This window comes from Pantoea sp. B623, assembly GCF_024814475.1.
In the GTDB taxonomy this organism is placed as follows: Bacteria; Pseudomonadota; Gammaproteobacteria; order Enterobacterales; family Enterobacteriaceae; genus Pantoea; species Pantoea ananatis.
Window position 1 is genome coordinate 3,983,903 of the sequence record NZ_JANUXM010000004.1, and the last position, 15,550, is coordinate 3,999,452.

Sequence of the window (15,550 nt, forward strand, 5' to 3'; positions counted from 1 at the left end):
CCAACCGTAAAGGTTGGTTTTTTAAGGGATAATTTGGTCGGCACGAGAGGATTTGAACCTCCGACCCCTGACACCCCATGACAGTGCGCTACCAGGCTGCGCTACGTGCCGAACTTTGGAAAGCTAGTCTACTGATTCTCTGCACGAATGCAAGCGATCGGGCAACTAACTGCCTCATTATTAATCAGTTAGCGATAAAACGTTTCTCTTCTGTGAGCACCTGCAACAAGAGCGCGAGTTCCGGTTTGTGATCTTTCAGTACATTTCCACTGACGTCGTAAGCACGGTAGCTGCCATTATTGTTCAGCACCAGCGTGATTTTAGGCGTGGTAATGACCAGCTTATTATCTTCGCTACTGGTGACCCAGTCATGACGACGCTGAGCAGCAAACAGATCTTCGCCTTGAGCATAGTTGACCGGATTAGTGCGCACATGCAGCAGGCGCTGCATCAGGGTCACCATCACGTCCTGATGATCGGAAAGCCGAGTCACCGTCTGCGCGGGCGTGTCCGGCCAGTGAATAACCAGTGGCACCTGCAAGGTCTGGCGATTGCCTTCATTATCCGGATTGCCATCCAGCGCCACACCATGCTGAGCGGTAATGACCACCACGGTGTTTTTCAGTAAGTCACGTTGTTGCAGTGTGGTAAGGATGGCCTGAATCTGTTCATTGAGGGCAGGAGCCTGCCGCATATAGCTTCGCTGACGTGCTTTGTCGTTATCACCGCTCACCCTTGGGCCGTTCAGCGCCACCCAGGAGAACCAGGGCGTACCATCGCCTTTTTGGGCACTCAGCCAGCTTTGCCATTGTGAAACGGTGCTGGTATTGGGCTGCTCCTCGCTGGGGGGCAGAGAGTAGTCAGACAGCAGCGCCTGACGATACAGTGGCTGACTAAACCCCTCTGACGAGAACAGGCCAAACTGATAGCCCTGGGTGCTCAGTGCAGTAAGCAGGGCAGACGGCGTCCGCTGTGCCAGAACACCGTTCATATAACTCGGGGAGATGCCGTAGAACAGGCCAAACAGGCCTTTTTCTGCGTTGTCCCCGGCGCTGAAATGCTGGGTAAAGCGCACGTTCTGGCTGGCAAACTGGTTCAACGCCGGCAGGGCGTTATCGGCACTGGCACTGTTCAGACCATCCACCGTAATGACCAACAGGTTATCGCGTGAGCCTTTGTCCGCAAAGGTGATATCGCTGAGCGGATACTGCACTGCCGCAGCCTCAGGATCGCCTTGCTGCACCAGACGGCGCTGATATTCCTGCGCATCCAGCAAGCCGTGACGCTCAAGAAAGCGACGGGCGGTCATCGGATAAGAAAGGGGCAGATTCGCACGTTGCATCGTGATCGGGCGATAAAAATTAGCGTCCGCCCAGATATACATCAAATGACTGGCAAAAAAGGCGCTGATAAAAAGGGCGGCCAGCGGCTTGCCAAACGAACGGCGGTTCAGGCTACGCAGCTTCTGCCAGCTCCAGGTGGCAAACAGAATCTCCACCAGAAAAATGAGCGGCACGCCGATAAACATCAGCTGCCAGTCGCGCGCCATCTCACTTTGATCGGGGTTAATCACCAGTTCCCACACCACCGGATTAAGGTGTAAATGGAAACGGTTAAAGACGGCGCTGTCGACCATCAGCAGTGTCAAACCGGCGGTGGCGACCACCGTCGAAATCACCCGCATCAGACGTTGCGACATCACCACAAACGTCAGCGGGAAGATAATCAGCAGATAAACGGCAAATACAATAAAGCTGAAGTGACCAATCCAGCTGCTGTACGCATAAATGCGCCCAGCCAGTGAAGCAGGCCAGTCGGCAACCAACAGATAGCGGCTACCCAGAATGAGCGCGAAAAAGATATTGAACAGGGCAAACCAGTGTCCCCAGCTAATCATCTGGGAGACTTTTTCGCGGTAGCGCTGTCGGTTGGTTACCATAGTTTGACGTCAGATTAGCGAATTAATGGGCGCTGTCGTCTACCGACGCCTGCAGGGCATCAGCAAAAGAACGGGCCAGAGAGCGGCGTTGCGCGGGAGCAACATCGCTGTTGATCAGATTGGTTACCATGTTCCCCAGTACCATCAGGGAAAGGTCGGTTGGCGCCTGGTCTTTTTGCAAAACCTGCGCCATTTCCGCGAGGAGTTGTTCAACGCGTTGGTCGCTGTAACGGGATGATTGTGGCATAGCGAAAACTTATCTCGTCTCAAAAGGCGATATAGTACCGGAACAGCGCACTTTTTTCCGCAAATTTATCGAAAGCGCGGTGTTCGGGTTGTGCATGGAGTTGAAAGCTGCTGCTGGCGGTGTTTGAATACGCGCCTGTGCTATTAGGAGAGTTTACCATGAGTCTGGATATCGACCAGATTGCCTTGCACCAGTTAATCAAACGTGATGAAAATCAGTTAGAGCTGGTGCTTCGTGATTCGTTACTGCCGGCCACCAATACCGTCGAGGCGATGGTGGAAGAGCTGCACCGTGTATACAGTGCAAAAAGTAAAGCTTACGGGCTGTTTAATGCTGAAAGCGAACTGGCAGATGCACTGCGCAACTGCCGCAAGGGTAACGATGATTTTCTCGCTTTTAGCCGGGCTGCTACCGGACGCCTGCGTGATGAACTGGCAAAATATCCGTTCGCCGAAGGCGGCGTGGTGCTGTTTATCCAGTATCGCTATCTGGCGGTAGAATACTTGCTGGTGGCGGTGTTAAACAGCCAGTCGAGTATGCGCGTCAACGAACAGATGGATATCAGCAGTACCCACTATCTGGATATCAATCACGCCGATATTGTGGCACGAATCGATCTTACCGAGTGGGAAACCAGCCCTGAATCGACGCGCTACCTCACCTTCCTGCGTGGACGGGTAGGGCGAAAAGTTTCTGATTTCTTCATGGATTTTCTGGGGGCGGAAGTCGGACTGGATGCCAAGGCGCAGAACCGGGGACTGTTACAGGCGGTAGATGACTATTGTGACGAGTCGAATCTGGATAAGAATGAACGACAAAACTACCGTCAGCAGGTTTACAGCTACTGTAATGAACAGCTTCAGGCTGGGGAAGAGATCGCGCTGAAAGCGTTATCAGGTGAGCTGCCGCCACTGGGTGAAAAGACGTTTGAAGCCTTTACTCAGGAGCAGGGCTATGACCTGGAAGAGCATTTCCCGGCAGATCGCAGTACGTTACGTCAGTTAACCAAGTTTGCCGGTAGCGGTGGGGGGCTGACCCTGAACTTCGATGCCCTGTTGCTTGGCGAGCGCATTTTCTGGGATCCGGTCACCGATACGCTGACCATCAAAGGAACACCGCCTAACCTGCGTGAGCAGCTGCAACGCCGCACCAGCAGTAAATAAGCATCTGCCCGATCCGGCGTTCTGGCGGATAACAGGCAAAATAAAAGGGCCGGTTTCGCAACCGGCCCTTCTACTTTCAACGCATTCGGCGATTAAGCGCGAACGAAGTCGATGTGGTGCAGTTTTGGCTTGAACGGATGACGCTGAACAGCCTGCACTTTAACTTTGGTTTCTTTACCGTCAACCACCAGAGTCAGCACTTCTTCGTAGAAGCCTGGCTTGGTTTGCAGGTTCATCACCTGGTCGTGGTCGAGGTCGATAGCAACAGCGGCTTCTGAACCACCATAAATGATGGCCGGGAAGCGGTTTGCTGCGCGCAGGCGGCGGCTCGCACCCTTACCCTGCTCTTTACGTTCTACTGCATTGATAGTGAACATTAATACGTCTCTTTATGATTTCTGCTACAGGCGACCCAGTAACAGAAGGGTTATTCAACACCGCTTATGCACATGCAAAAGCGGGCGGCATTATAGCGGTAATCCCCTACAGGGGCAAACGCTAATAAGGCTTATCGCAGTTCGTTAGCGCGGCGAAAGCGCCCCTGGTAGTCAAACAGCTTTTCGCGAATCTGCCAGAACTGGCCTTTGGCACGGGCCACCACAAAATCGGGATGGCGCAGAAGAGGCTGCAGGGCCAGCACATCGGCGGCGGTTTGCCAGCCCAGCGGCACGCCGGGCGCGCGCTGATGCGGGCGCATAAACAGGTGCTCAAACGCCTTGCGCTGTGCGGGCGTTTGCAGACGAAACCGCTCACTGACGCTGGTGCCGTCTTCATCGAAATAGGTGGCTTTCAACCATTCGCCTTTGTCGTCGCGGCCCTGTTCCAGCGTCATGCCGCCGCAGCGCAGAACGCGCGCATCTTTCAGCTTCAGCGCGGCTTTAAGCATATCGTCAGGATCGACCAGAATCTTGTCGCATTCGCGGCAGCGGCGCGCGGCGATGTCGTTTTCTGCGTTGCACGCCGGGCAGTTCTTAAACCGAAAGCGGTAGTCACACTGCTCGCGCCCGCCTTCGTCGTCTTCCAGTACGCCCTGACAACGCCGGCCAAAGTGCTCAATCACCATGCCATCGCTCGTGGCCTTGCCCCAGAAGGTATTGGCAAAGCCGCAGGCCGGGCAAAATACCTGCACGGGCTGATTGTCACTTTTCCCTTTCGGTGCGCCCACTTCAGGCGTAAACAGATCGTGAGGATTACCGGCATAGTCCAGAATCAGGCAGTCTTTTTTGCCGGGCGACAGGCGCAGACCTCGCCCGACAATCTGTTGATACAGGCTGACTGACTCGGTAGGGCGCAGGATCGCGATCAGATCCACATGCGGCGCATCGAAGCCGGTGGTTAGCACCGCAACGTTGACCAGAAACTTAAGCTGCTGGGCTTTAAACGCCGCGATTAGCGCATCCCGATCTTTCGCGTGAGTTTCTGCCGACACCAGCGCGCTGTTTTCAGGCAGCAGGCCCAAAATTTCGCGCGCGTGTTCGACGGTGGCGGCAAAAATCATCACGCCGTAGCGATCCTCGGCAAATTCCACAATCTGCTGGATAATATGGGGCGTCACCCGCTGCTGCTGTTTGAGTTCCCGATTCAGGTCGGCTTCGCTGAACAGGCCATTTGCCTGAGCGGTGAGGCGACTGAAATCATACTGAACCACCGGCATATCCAGCCGTTCCGGCGGCACCAGAAACTGATGCTTGATCATATAGCGCAGGGGCAGTTCATAGATGCAGTCGCGAAACAGGGCCTGCTCGTCGCCCCGAACCATACCGTGATAATGAAAACGGTAGATCCAGCCTTTGCCCAGGCGAAACGGTGTTGCGGTCAGGCCGAGCAGACGCAACTGAGGATTATGCTGGCGCAGGTGATTGAAAATTTGCTGATACTGGCTCGCTTTGTCATCACCAATGCGGTGGCACTCATCAACAATCACCAGCGAAAAGGCGCGGTCAAACAGGCTGAGATTACGTGCAACAGACTGGACGCTACCGAACACGACTTTCCGCTGGCTTTCTTTGCGCTGCAATCCTGCCGCAAAGATGTCAGCCTCAAGTCCGTAAGCCTGATACTTGCTGTGATTTTGCGCCACCAGCTCTTTAACGTGCGCCAGCACCAGCACCCGACCTCGAGCCAGGCGCGCCAGCTCGGCGATCACCAGGCTTTTTCCGGCCCCGGTGGGCAGAACGATCACGGCAGGTTCAGGATGACGACGGAAGTGGGCGAGGGTGGCATCGACCGCTTCCTGTTGATAAGGGCGTAAGGTAAAAGACATGCTGTTCACTTTTGTAAAACCTGCCGCAATTATGCCACGAATCCACAATAAACGCGCTGTCAGCGAGGCGCAGATCAGGCTATACTTCCCCTACTTTTTCAACGGTTAAAAATGCCGTTTTAGTTTCCCTCCGCAGTAACAGGCAAAACGAATTCATGCGACTCGACAAATTCATCTCTCAGCAACTGGAAATCAGCCGTGCCATCGCCGCACGTGAAATCCGTGGTCAACGTGTTACCGTTAACGGTGATGTGGTGCGCGACACCGCTTTCAAACTCCAGCCCGATCATGAGGTTGAGTATGACGGCAATGTATTGCAGATGCAGACCGGGCCGCGCTACTTTATGCTGAACAAACCTCAGGGCTATGTCTGCTCAACGGACGATCCCGATCATCCCACCATCGTCTATTTCATTGAAGAACCGATGGCGTTTAAGCTGCATGCCGCAGGCCGGCTGGATATTGATACCACCGGTTTAGTCCTGCTGACGGACGACGGTCAGTGGTCACATCGCATTACCTCACCGCGCCACCATTGTGAGAAAACTTATCGGGTAACGCTGGAAGCGCCGGTGAGCGATGACACGGCCGCACAGTTCAGCGCCGGGGTGCAGCTGCATAATGAAAAAAGCCTGACTAAACCCGCTCAGCTTGAGGTCATCACCCCCACGGAAGTGCTGCTGACCTTGAGCGAAGGCCGCTATCACCAGGTCAAACGCATGTTTGCAGCCGTGGGTAACCGGGTCGTTGGCCTGCACCGCGAGCGCATTGGTGAGATTGTGCTGGACGAGGCGCTGGAACCGGGTGAATACCGCCCGTTAACGGAAGAAGAGATAGCCAGCATTGGCTTACCGGATGAACTTAAACAAAAATAGCGAGAAACCTGGTGCGTAAGGAAAAGAATTCGCCAATGGGGCTGGTCGTCATCCTCGGCCTGTTAGCGATGTTGATGCCGCTGTCGATAGATATGTATCTGCCTGCAATGCCACAAATTGCGCGCCAGTTTGCCGTGTCCGCCGGTAGCGTTCAGATGACGCTCAATCTTTATATCCTGGGTTTTGCCATCGGTCAGTTGATTTACGGTCCGCTCGCCGACAGCTATGGCCGCAAGCCGGTGATTACGCTCGGCACCCTGATATTTGCCTGCGCAGCGGCAGCCTGCGCACTTTCGCAGTCGATTGAACAACTGATTGCGATGCGTTTTTTACACGGTCTGGCGGCAGCGGCGGCCAGCGTCGTGATCAATGCGTTGATGCGTGACAGTTACTCGAAAGAAGACTTCTCGCGCATGATGTCGTTCGTCATGTTGATTACCACCATTGCACCGCTGCTGGCGCCCATCATCGGCGGCTGGCTGCTGTTAGTCTGGAGCTGGCACGCCATTTTCTGGACGCTGTCGATAGCGGCGGTTATCACCACTGTGCTGGTGGCAACCCAGATTCGCGAAACCCTTAAACCTGAGCAGCGACAGCGCTTTCACCTGCGCACCACGCTGGGTAACTTCGTTATCCTGTTTCGCCACAAGCGCGCGTTCAGCTATATGTTATCGAGCGGATTCTCGTTTGCGGGGCTGTTTACCTTTCTCAACGCTGGCCCCTTTGTTTACATCGAACTGAATCACATTTCACCGCAGAGTTTTGGCTACTATTTCGGTCTGAATATTGTGTTTTTGTTCATCATGACGCTGATTAACAGCCGGGCAGTGCGCCGTTTTGGCCCCGTGGTCCTGTTTCGCTTCGGGTTGTTGGTGCAGTTTGCTATGGGCATCTGGCTGTTGATCGTCAGCGCTTTCGATCTGGGGTTCCTGCCGCTGGTATTAGGCATTGCAATGTTCATCGGCTGCGTGTCGATGGTGTCGTCAAATGCTATGGCGGTTATCCTTGATGAGTTTCCGCATATGGCCGGTACGGCCTCTTCTCTGGCGGGCACCTTGCGTTTTGGCGTGGGTGCGCTGGCGGGGGCGCTGCTCTCCCTGTTCAGCTTCAACAGTGCCTGGCCCATGGTGGGAACCATTGCACTGTGCGCGACAATCTCCGTTTCGTTATTTCTCTACGCCTCACGTCCGCGTACCGTCGCCCGCTAAGCGGGCGTCTGCCATCCTCTTTTTCCGCTTAGTCAAAAATGTTTCTTATTTGTGAAAAAAAATAGCAAATAAAGTAATCGTATTGGGACTAAAATGATTGTTAGTTATCATTAAACGCGGTACATATAGCCCAAAGTGAGATTTAACTCGCAAATTTGCTCTACCGGGCGATTGCGGATCGGCGCGTTAAGCAGACTTTACCCACTCTGCAGGCTGACATCATTGGTTGTGAATTGCGCTTCATTCTCTGGAGATAGGGATCATTATGTTGCAACTTTCGGTTGTGCATCGCCTGCCGCAGCGGTTTCGCTGGATTAGCGATCGTCATGCCGTGATTGAAACCGACGATGCGGGCTCAGAAGAGCATGACGTTATTGCGCTCCGGCTGATAAGCCATGATGGTGTTCCGGCATGGGAGATTCTGCGGGAACTGAAAGACATGCTGGCCGCCATTCAGGTTGACGGCAAAATCGCTGAGTGCGAAGGGCAGCCCTGCCTTTTTATCCGCCGTTGTGATGAGAGCGCCACGAACTGCTGCCTGAAAAATCAAGGCGTGGCGATTGCGGAAACCTTCATCGGTCACTGAGCGAAACGGAGCCGAGCAGCTCGCGGGTATAAGCCTGTGCAGGTGTGGCAAAGAGTGTCTCACAGTCGCCTTGTTCAACGACCTCGCCCTGACGCAGTACGATGAGCTGATGGCAGAGCGATCGCACCACTTCCAAATCGTGACTGATAAACAGATAACTCAGCTGACGCTGCTGCTGTAATCCCCGTAGCAGCGTCAGAATCTGTTTTTGTACGGAGCGGTCGAGTGAGGAGGTTGGCTCATCCAGTATCAGCAGCTCCGGTTCAAGAATCAGGGCGCGCGCAATAGCGATTCGCTGACGCTGACCGCCGGAAAACGCAGCTGGATAGCGATGGCGGCTTTCCGCGTCCAGCCCGACCTCGGTCATGACCGCTTTAACCCGTTCGTCCTGTTGTGCGGCACTCAGGTGTGGATAATGCACGGCCAGACCTTCGGCAACGATCTGCTGAACCGTCATTCGGGGGTTCAGCGCAGAATTAGGATCCTGAAAAACGACCTGAATGCGGCGACGCAGCGGCAACAGCGCTTTTCTCGACAGCTGATGCAGCGGCTGATTGTCAAACCAGACCTCCCCCTGAGCGGCAATAAGACGCAACAACGCCATACCGGTGGTGCTTTTACCTGAGCCTGACTCGCCTACCAACCCCAGACTTTCGCCTCGTTTCAGGCTAAAGCTAAGATTCTCTACTGCAATTTTTTCGCCTGTTTTACGTTTAAACAGGCCCTGACGCAGGGGAAAACTGACGCGCAGGTTGTCCACCTTAAGAATAACCGGCGTATCCGCAGGGAGCGGCACGGCACGACCTTCCGGATCGGCCGCCAGCAACTGTTTCGTGTAGGCGTGCTGAGGCTGTGTTAGCAGGCGCTGGCCAGCGTTATGCTCAACCACCCGACCAGAGCGCATCACGCTGACGCTGTCTGCCAGTTGGCGAACAATCTTCAGGTTATGGGTAATAAACAGCATGCCCATATTCAGTTCCTGTTGCAGTTCGCGCAGCAGGCCAAGGATCTGCGCCTGAACGGTGACATCAAGCGCGGTGGTCGGTTCATCGGCAATCAGCAGCCTCGGCTGGGTCAGCAGGGCCATCGCGATCATCACACGCTGGCGCTCGCCCCCGGAGAGCTGATGTGGAAAAGCGTTCAGGCGGGAGGCCGGCTGGCGAATACCCACGCGATCGAGGCAGCGCAGGATTTCCGCTCGCGCGGGCTCGCGTCGCATGCCGCGATGTAGAGAAAGCACTTCATATAGCTGCTTTTCAATACTGTGCAAAGGGTTGAGTGACACCATGGGTTCCTGAAAAATCATCGCCATCTGATTACCCCGCAGGCCGCGGAGTCGTTGCGCCGACGCCTTGAGCAGGTCTTCGCCTGCCAGCAGAATTTCGCCCTGAGGATAGGCGACGGCGGACGCGTGCAGCAGCCGCATGATCGACAGGGCGGTAACGCTTTTTCCGGAACCGGATTCGCCCACCAGGGCCAGGGTTTCTCCTGCCTCTATACGCAGCGAGACATCGTCCACCACCTGATACAGCTGTTTGCCCTGACGAAAGGCGACGGAGAGATGGTTAACAGCAAGCAGCGGGGTGCTCATTCAGACTCCTTTACTGGGATCAAAGGCGTCGCGCACGGCTTCGCCAATGAAAATGAGCAGCGACAGCAGAATCGCCAGCGTAAAAAAGCCCGATAAACCCAGCCAGGGGGCCTGCAGGTTATTTTTCCCCTGCAGCAGCAGCTCTCCCAGAGAGGGAGAGCCGATGGGCAGACCAAACCCGAGAAAATCGAGCGAGGTTAAGGTGGTGATAGAGCCACACAGGATAAAAGGCAGAAAGGTCAGGGTTGCCACCATGGCGTTGGGCAGGATATGACGCAGCATAATACGTCCGTCACTGACGCCCAGCGCCTGCGCGGCCCGAATATAGTCAAAGTTACGGGTACGCAGAAACTCGGCACGTACGACGCTGACCAAACTCATCCAGCCAAACAGCACGGTAACCAGCAGCAGCCACCAGAAGCTGGGCTGAATCACGCTGGAAAGCAAGATCAGCAAAAACAGCGAGGGCATCCCGGACCAGACCTCAATCAGGCGTTGACCTATCAGGTCCACCTTGCCGCCAAAGTAGCCTTGTATGGCACCGATGACGATCCCAATCACGCTGGAAAACAGCGTCAGCAGCACCCCAAACAGGAGTGAAATGCGCAGACCATATAACAGACGCGCCATAACATCGCCGCCGTTGGCATCCGTGCCCAGCCAGTTCTGCCGGGAGGGCGGCGAAGGGAAGGGCACCTGAGAAGCGAAATTAATACTGTTGGCACCGAAACGGATGGGTGCCCAAAGCGCCCAGCCGTGATTTTCAATGCGCTGTTGCAACCAGGGATCCTGATAATCCGCTGCCGTGGCAAACGGGCCACCATAATCGCTTTCGCTATAGTTAAAAAACAGCGGAGCGTACCAGCGCTGCTGATAATGCACCAGCAGCGGTTTATCATTGGCAATGAATTCCGCGCACAGGGAAAGCATAAAGACAGACAGAAAAATCCACAGCGACCAGTAGCCACGGCGGTGATGACGAAAGCGCTGCCAGCGCTGCTGATTTAGGGGAGAAAGATGCATCACCGGCCCTCAAAATCAATACGGGGATCCACCAGGGTATAGGTCAAATCACTGAGGATATTCATCAGCAAACCTATCAGGGTGAAAATATACAGGGTGCCAAACATCACGGGATAATCGCGCTGGATCGTCGCATCAAAACCCAGCAGGCCCAGGCCATTAAGAGAGAACATCACCTCAATCAATACCGAACTGGTAAAAAACATGCTGATAAAGGTGGCGGGAAAGCTGGCGATCACCAGCAGCATCGCGTTGCGAAACACATGATGGTAGAGAATGCGCCGCTCTGAGAGGCCTTTAGCCCGGGCGGTGACCACATACTGTTTGCGAATCTCATCCAGAAATGCATTTTTGGTCAGCATAGTTAAGGTAGCAAAACCGCCAATCACCGTCGCCAGTACCGGTAGCGCAATGTGCCAGAGATAATCGGTTACCCTGGCGTACCAGGGCAGCGAATCAAACTGTGGAGACGTCAGACCGCGCAGCGGAAACCAGTCAAAATAGCTGCCGCCGGCAAACAGAACAATCAACATAATGCCAAACAGAAACGCCGGAATGGAGTAGCCAATAATGATGAAGGTGCTGCTCCAGACATCAAAGGTACTGCCGTTACGCACCGCCTTTCTAATGCCCAGCGGGATGGAGACCAGGTAGATAATTAAGGTACTCCACAGGCCAAGGCTGACAGAGACGGGCAGGCTCTGTTTGATTAACTGCAATACGGAAGCACTGCGAAACAGGCTGTCGCCAAAGTCAAAGCGCAGATAGTTCCACAGCATGGTGAGATAGCGCTCCCCGATAGGTTTATCGAAGCCGTAACGTCGCTCAATTTCTGCGATGACCTCCGGATCCAGGCCGCGCGCGCCGCGGTATTGATTATCCCCTGGCGTGACGCGATGCAGGCTGGCCTGGGTGCCGCCGCCTTCACCGCTGCCCGCACCAGGCAGCCCGCTGGTCTGGCCAAACTGGATATTCGCCAGCGCCTGATCGACCGGGCCGCCTGGCGCAATTTGTACAATAAAAAAGTTGAGCGTAATGATGGCCCACAAGGTAGGAATAATCAGTAACAGTCTACGTAAAAAGTAACTTGCCAACCTGGCTCTCCTCAGCGTTTGTCGGCCGGCAGTCGCCCGGCTTTATTCACGTCATACCACCAGTTATCCAGACCTGTGCTGTAGGCAGGTTTAACCGCAGGATGGGAAAATTTGTCCCAAAAGGCAAGTCGCTGCTCGGCGTTGTACCACATCGGGATCATATACGCATTCCACAGTAAAATACGGTCCAGCGCCCGGCCCAACGGCAGCAAGGCGTCCGCATCGTCCTGATGGGCGATGATCTGTTTCACAACGCTATCGACAACGGGGTCCTTGACCCTGGCCGTGTTCCAGGAGGACTGAATATAGTCCGATTGCCAGTTGGCCTGCAGACTGCGTGAGGGGGTTGGCATCGCATGATAAATATTACTGACCATATCATAGTCACCGCTGCGCAGGCGGCGCAGGTACTGCGAGCTGTCAATTTGGCGTAGCGTTAACGTGATACCCAGCCGCGCCAGATTATGTTGATAAGGAAGCGCCCATTCACTGTTTGCGCCTGCGGGCAGCAGCAGCTCTGCGCTAAAGGGCTGCCCGGTTTTATCATTAATCAGGCGCTGATTCCTGATGTGCCAGCCCGCCTGATTCAGCAGGGACATTGCCTTGAGCAGGTTGGTGCGATCGTAGCCGCTGCCGTCAGTTTGTGGCGGCACATAGGTTTCACTGAAGACTTCAGGCGGTAACTGTGCTGCGAACGGCGTCAGAATGCGCAGCTGCGCGGCATCGGGCAGGCCCCGTGCGGCATAGTGGGTATTCTGAAAATAGCTGTCTGTGCGCTTAAAAGCCTGATAGAAAAGCGTTTTATTCATCCATTCAAAATCGAAAGCCAGCGCCATCGCCTGCCGGACCCGACGATCGCTAAACAGGGCTTTTTCATTATTCAGCGCCAGCCAGCGCGTATCAATTGAGGCGGTATTCGGTGTGGTTTCTTTCACGATCTGTCGATCGTCGAAATGACGCCCCAGATACTGCGTGGCCCATTTCTTTGCCGACGTCTCTTCCCGCAGATCAAAGGCCCCGGCTTTGAATGCCTCAAATGCCACGTTGTCGTCCAGGTAATAGTCGTAACGCATTACATCAAAATTGAACCGGCCACGGTTAACCGGCAAATCTGCCGCCCAGTAATCGTTCACGCGACTGAATTCAATAAACTGGCCCAGCTTCCACTTACTGATGCGATAAGGCCCACTCGACAAGGGGGGCTGGCTGAGCGGCTCGTTAAATTTTCTCGTCTGCCAAAAGGTTTGGGAGATCACCGGTAGCGTCAGCAATCCCAGCATCAGGTCTTTATCCGGGGCCGGTAACCTAATACGCACGGTCTGGCGGTTGAGGGCGGTGACCGTGACGCCGCGATAAAATATCCGAAACTGCGGAACCCCTTCAGTCATAAACTTTTGGAAGGTAAAGGCCACATCCTCCGCCGTAATGGGTGAACCATCCTGGAACCGGGCGCGGGGATTAAGGGTAACGTCCATCCAGCTGAAATCCGCGGGATGACGAGCAGATTCCGCAATGAGTGGGTAATAACTGCTGGTTTCATCGTCCGACGTCGTGAATAAGCTGTCATACAGGGGCCCGGTACCGGCACCGGGATTGCCACGTGAGGCATAGCGGTTGAAATTGTCGTAAGTGCCAATGACGGACAAGACGATCTTGCCGCCCTTGGGCGCGGCAGGATTCACATAGTCGTAGTGACTGAAGTCTTGCGCATACTTTGGCGTCCCAACCTGAGCAAACGCGTAGCTTGTCTGAACCGGGGAAGCGTGCAGCGGAAGGGTAAGCAAGCTACACAGCAGCAGAAGGGCGAAGCGGAGCTGCATAAGGGATGTTCTCTCCTGTGAGTGTCTTGCACCGCAGCGATAATCTACGGCAATTAAAGCATGGGTTACCTGTTTTGACGCTGAAAATAGTCTTTGATCTGCTCCGGGCGTAATGGACGGCTATAAAAATAGCCCTGTAAATAGGTGACGCCGCGGTCGATCAACCAACTGGCCTGTTCGTCGGTTTCAACGCCCTCGGCCACGCTCATCAGATTGAGCCGTTTAGCCAGTTGTAACACCGTATCCAGCACCGGCGAAGTGATCGTTTCCGTTCCGATACTTTGCACAAATCCACGATCGATTTTCAGGTAATCAAAATGGTACTTCTCAAGATAGATTAATGCACTGTGCCCGGTCCCAAAATCATCAACCGCGATTTTAATGCCTCGCTGTTGTAGCCAGTGAAACAGTTCGGCCGCATTCGCGTTCTCGACGACTGCGCGCTCGGTAATTTCAAAAACATACAGAAAATGATCGTGAGGCATATTGTCCTGCCAGTACAGGACATCGTCACGAAAACTGCAGGCGCTGAGATGCAGAGGGGAAATATTTACGCTGATGCAGGTTCCTTTGGGCAGGCTATCACGGAGTTGATGTGCATCGCGGGCGACCAGTTCAAACAGGTGTCGGGTCAGGGGGACGATTTGGCGTTGTGCTTCAGCATAGCTGATAAAAATATCGGGTGGGACCGTTTCACCCGAAGGATGTGTCCAGCGTAGCAGTGCCTCCATACTATAAGATTTGCCATCCTGGGCCGAAACTAAAGGCTGATACTCCACATGAAATTCCCCTCGTCGGATACCCAGGGTGATCTCTTTGCCTGGCCGCTGAAAGCGGGTCAGCAAAAACCAAAAGGCACAACTGGCGATTAATGAAATCAGCAGGCTGCTCAGCATGATGGTCTGATAGTCACTTGCTGACAGCGTTGAACCGTAGAGAGCAAACTGGAAAGGAAGGCCTTCCAGGGGCGTTTGCATTAGCGGCGGCGGGAGTTGACGATTTCGTACCAGCGTTGGCTGCCAACTGGTCATGGCAGTTTTATGGGCGAGTAAGGCAATCCCGGTGATTTCGGGGTAAGAAGACGCTTTTAGCTGATACGTTGCCAGGCTCAGATTCAATGTCGTAAAAATGCCGGACTGAAGGGTGCCGGGCTGCTTAATCCAGATGGCCAGCACCGGCTTTGTCGGCTGCATCGGCGTACCCGGCAACAACCGAATGTCCCTGTCACGTGTGCTATCCGTTCGGGCTGAGAGCGCGCTGAGCGGCTGAAAAAAGCTTCCGGTTGCGGAAGAGCAAAACGCGTTGCCGTCTTTAACTAAAATAATGGCGCGTATGTCGCCGGCAAACGCGGCTCGCGCGGTTAACTCATGATTACCGATATAGCATTCTGACTGAACGAACGGAAGCAGGGGGGAAAGCGTGTCCGAAATAAGCGTCTGGACGCTACGTTGAAAGTCGTTACTACTGTCGATGAGCAACTGTTTATGTTGGCTTTCCCGACGATGTTGGGTTTCGATGAGCAAAACAGAGGTTAACAACAAAAAAAACAGACTGCCAATAATCGCGCTATTCCACGCGATTTGACGAGGATAAGTTGCCTGGCGTATCAGCGCCCGCGACAATGGCATGAAGTGCTTCCCCTGATCAAAATATAAAACTTACTGGTGCGCAATCGCCCGAATATTTGCGTCTGAGAATATAACGAGTCTGTTAATAATGTCTCGTTATTATTTTGATAAAC

Annotated in this window: 13 protein-coding genes and 1 tRNA gene; 4 read left to right on the plus strand and 10 right to left on the minus strand. The window is 54.2% G+C overall.

The features are described 5' to 3' along the window. Positions 1–34: 34 nt before the first annotated feature. From NXS97_RS20515 to NXS97_RS20525, 3 genes are all read right to left on the minus strand, one after another. Positions 35–111, minus strand: a tRNA-Pro gene (locus NXS97_RS20515). Positions 112–184: 73 nt separating this feature from the next. Then, positions 185–1,939 carry an LPS biosynthesis-modulating metalloenzyme YejM gene (gene yejM / locus NXS97_RS20520; protein WP_112900142.1) on the minus strand — a complete coding sequence of 585 codons (1,755 nt, stop codon included), beginning with the start codon at positions 1,937–1,939 and terminating at the stop codon, positions 185–187. Positions 1,940–1,961: 22 nt separating this feature from the next. Next, complete coding sequence (locus NXS97_RS20525; protein WP_013026459.1) at positions 1,962–2,186, minus strand: YejL family protein; 225 nt, start codon at positions 2,184–2,186, stop codon at positions 1,962–1,964. Between the two features lie 158 nt (positions 2,187–2,344). Between NXS97_RS20525 and yejK the strand changes: the two genes are divergently transcribed. Then, positions 2,345–3,349 carry a nucleoid-associated protein YejK gene (gene yejK, locus NXS97_RS20530; RefSeq protein WP_014594136.1) on the plus strand — a complete coding sequence of 335 codons (1,005 nt, stop codon included), beginning with the start codon at positions 2,345–2,347 and terminating at the stop codon, positions 3,347–3,349. A gap of 92 nt (positions 3,350–3,441) precedes the next feature. Here the strand turns inward: yejK and rplY are convergent, their stop codons facing one another. Continuing rightward, positions 3,442–3,726: a 50S ribosomal protein L25 gene (gene rplY / locus NXS97_RS20535; protein WP_013026457.1), complete on the minus strand. Its 285-nt coding sequence runs from the start codon at positions 3,724–3,726 to the stop codon at positions 3,442–3,444. Between the two features lie 131 nt (positions 3,727–3,857). Continuing rightward, on the minus strand, positions 3,858–5,612 hold the full coding sequence (locus NXS97_RS20540; RefSeq protein WP_064352338.1) for a DEAD/DEAH box helicase: 1,755 nt from the start codon (positions 5,610–5,612) through the stop codon (positions 3,858–3,860). A gap of 155 nt (positions 5,613–5,767) precedes the next feature. On the opposite strand from NXS97_RS20540, the gene rsuA reads away from it, so the two are divergent. From rsuA to NXS97_RS20555, 3 genes are all read left to right on the plus strand, one after another. Further along, positions 5,768–6,487, plus strand: coding sequence for a 16S rRNA pseudouridine(516) synthase RsuA (gene rsuA, locus NXS97_RS20545; protein WP_013026455.1), 720 nt, complete (start codon positions 5,768–5,770; stop codon positions 6,485–6,487). An 11-nt stretch (positions 6,488–6,498) separates the two neighbouring features. Further along, on the plus strand, positions 6,499–7,695 hold the full coding sequence (locus tag NXS97_RS20550; RefSeq protein ID WP_013026454.1) for a Bcr/CflA family multidrug efflux MFS transporter: 1,197 nt from the start codon (positions 6,499–6,501) through the stop codon (positions 7,693–7,695). A 265-nt stretch (positions 7,696–7,960) separates the two neighbouring features. Further along, complete coding sequence (locus NXS97_RS20555; RefSeq protein ID WP_013026453.1) at positions 7,961–8,281, plus strand: hypothetical protein; 321 nt, start codon at positions 7,961–7,963, stop codon at positions 8,279–8,281. Here NXS97_RS20555 and yejF read toward each other — a convergent pair. From yejF to NXS97_RS20580, 5 genes are all read right to left on the minus strand, one after another. Beyond that, positions 8,268–9,872, minus strand: a complete 1,605-nt coding sequence (yejF, locus tag NXS97_RS20560; RefSeq protein ID WP_022623421.1) for a microcin C ABC transporter ATP-binding protein YejF — start codon at positions 9,870–9,872, stop codon at positions 8,268–8,270. The genes NXS97_RS20555 and yejF overlap by 14 nt on opposite strands. Further along, positions 9,873–10,895: an ABC transporter permease gene (locus tag NXS97_RS20565; protein WP_029569011.1), complete on the minus strand. Its 1,023-nt coding sequence runs from the start codon at positions 10,893–10,895 to the stop codon at positions 9,873–9,875. Next, entirely contained in the window at positions 10,895–11,989 is a 1,095-nt protein-coding gene (locus NXS97_RS20570) for a microcin C ABC transporter permease YejB (protein WP_015699894.1), read from the minus strand. Before NXS97_RS20570 ends, NXS97_RS20565 begins: the two co-directional genes overlap by 1 nt. Before the next feature lie 11 nt (positions 11,990–12,000). Beyond that, positions 12,001–13,809 (minus strand): extracellular solute-binding protein, encoded by a 1,809-nt coding sequence (locus NXS97_RS20575; RefSeq protein ID WP_064374093.1) that lies wholly within the window; start codon positions 13,807–13,809, stop codon positions 12,001–12,003. A gap of 65 nt (positions 13,810–13,874) precedes the next feature. Then, positions 13,875–15,437: a cyclic di-GMP phosphodiesterase gene (locus NXS97_RS20580; protein WP_014605412.1), complete on the minus strand. Its 1,563-nt coding sequence runs from the start codon at positions 15,435–15,437 to the stop codon at positions 13,875–13,877. Positions 15,438–15,550: the final 113 nt, after the last annotated feature.

Excerpts from the sequence above, each read along its gene's own strand:
- yejM (WP_112900142.1), bottom strand. The coding sequence starts at position 1,939 with ATGGTAACCAACCGACAGCGCTACCGCGAAAAAGTCTCCCAGATGATT.
- NXS97_RS20525 (WP_013026459.1), bottom strand. The coding sequence starts at position 2,186 with ATGCCACAATCATCCCGTTACAGCGACCAACGCGTTGAACAACTCCTC.
- yejK (WP_014594136.1), top strand. The coding sequence starts at position 2,345 with ATGAGTCTGGATATCGACCAGATTGCCTTGCACCAGTTAATCAAACGT.
- rplY (WP_013026457.1), bottom strand. The coding sequence starts at position 3,726 with ATGTTCACTATCAATGCAGTAGAACGTAAAGAGCAGGGTAAGGGTGCG.
- NXS97_RS20540 (WP_064352338.1), bottom strand. The coding sequence starts at position 5,612 with ATGTCTTTTACCTTACGCCCTTATCAACAGGAAGCGGTCGATGCCACC.
- rsuA (WP_013026455.1), top strand. The coding sequence starts at position 5,768 with ATGCGACTCGACAAATTCATCTCTCAGCAACTGGAAATCAGCCGTGCC.
- NXS97_RS20555 (WP_013026453.1), top strand. The coding sequence starts at position 7,961 with ATGTTGCAACTTTCGGTTGTGCATCGCCTGCCGCAGCGGTTTCGCTGG.
- yejF (WP_022623421.1), bottom strand. The coding sequence starts at position 9,872 with ATGAGCACCCCGCTGCTTGCTGTTAACCATCTCTCCGTCGCCTTTCGT.
- NXS97_RS20565 (WP_029569011.1), bottom strand. The coding sequence starts at position 10,895 with ATGCATCTTTCTCCCCTAAATCAGCAGCGCTGGCAGCGCTTTCGTCAT.
- NXS97_RS20575 (WP_064374093.1), bottom strand. The coding sequence starts at position 13,809 with ATGCAGCTCCGCTTCGCCCTTCTGCTGCTGTGTAGCTTGCTTACCCTT.
- NXS97_RS20580 (WP_014605412.1), bottom strand. The coding sequence starts at position 15,437 with ATGCCATTGTCGCGGGCGCTGATACGCCAGGCAACTTATCCTCGTCAA.